At 46.3% G+C, this 1,302-nt stretch carries 2 protein-coding genes; both read right to left on the minus strand.

Features of this window, described 5'->3' with window-relative positions; genetic code table 11:
• Positions 1-460, minus strand: a 460-nt coding sequence (pyrI, locus tag R7P69_RS24750) for an aspartate carbamoyltransferase regulatory subunit (protein WP_005455107.1), incomplete at its 3' end; no start/stop codon positions are given.
• Positions 461-476: 16 nt separating this feature from the next.
• A partial coding sequence (gene pyrB, locus R7P69_RS24755; RefSeq protein ID WP_318121758.1) for an aspartate carbamoyltransferase occupies positions 477-1,302 on the minus strand: 826 nt, incomplete at its 5' end.

Below are 1,302 nucleotides of genomic sequence, written 5' to 3' on the forward strand. Positions count from 1 at the left end.
ATCGCTCAGTCACAATCTCACGTGAGAATACTTTCTCACAGTATTTGCACTTCAAACGAATCTCTTCTTTCTTTTCGAAAACTTTAAAACTGCTTTCTACTGGCTCGTTGTGAGAGATACAGTTTGAGTTTGGACACTCAAACACGTTGTTGATTTTCTCTGGCAACTCTAGAGCCAGTTTTTTCACGACTTCGTAGTTTTCGATTTGGTTTACCGTCGCGTGCGGTGCGTACAGCGCCAGTTTGCTTGCTTGTTCTTCATTGATGAACACGTTCTCAATCTTCAGCAAGTCTTTGTGACCCAGAGCTGAAGATGGCAAGTTGAGACCAATCGTTACACGTTGAGAAGAATTGTGCATATCGAACAATTTCAGCACTTTGATACCAATTTGTGCTGGAATGTGGTCGATGACGGTGCCGTTTTTGATTGCTTCTACCTGCAATTGAGTTTCTTTAGCCATGTTTTTATCTCCTCGATTACAGTGTTTCGTTTAGAACCAAAGCCAACAGCGCTTGGCGAGCGTACACGCCATTTTGTGCCTGCTGGAAGTAGTACGCGTGTGGGGTTTTATCTACGTCTGTCGTGATTTCATCAACACGAGGTAGCGGGTGCAGTACTTTTAGATTTTCACGCGCGCCTTCCAATAGAGCCGCCGTCAGAATGTAAGCTGACTTGATGTGCGCATATTCAGACTCGTCGAAACGCTCTTTTTGAACGCGAGTCATGTAAAGAATATCGAGCTCAGGAATTACCGCTTCCATCTCTGTGTGTAGGCTGTATTCAATGCCAGCTTCATCGAGTTCTTCGCAGATGTACTCTGGCATCGCCAATGCGTCTGGAGCGACAAAGTAGAAGCGGATGTTATTGAACTTCGCCAGTGCTTGAGTCAGTGAGTGAACGGTGCGGCCGTATTTTAAATCGCCGACAAATGCCACGTTTAGGTTGTCTAAGCGACCTTGCGTTTCCGCGATGGTGTAGAGGTCAAGCAGAGTTTGAGTTGGGTGTTGGTTAGCACCGTCGCCCGCGTTAATCACTGGAACGCCATTCGAAAACTCGGAAGCAAGGCGCGCTGCACCTTCTTGAGGGTGGCGCATCACAAATGCATCGACGTATGAAGAGATAACTTGTACAGAATCAGAAAGCGTTTCCCCTTTCTTCGCCAGAGACGTATTACCATCGTTATCAAAACCAATGACATCACCACCAATGCGTTGAATCGCGGTCTCAAACGACAAGCGAGTACGCGTTGATGGCTCAAAGAAACAGCTCGCAACGACTTTGTTTTTAATCAGTTCTGGTCGA

Origin of the sequence: Vibrio sp. 661, from assembly GCF_033339315.1 — a bacterium.
Classification (GTDB): domain Bacteria; phylum Pseudomonadota; class Gammaproteobacteria; order Enterobacterales; family Vibrionaceae; genus Vibrio; species Vibrio alginolyticus.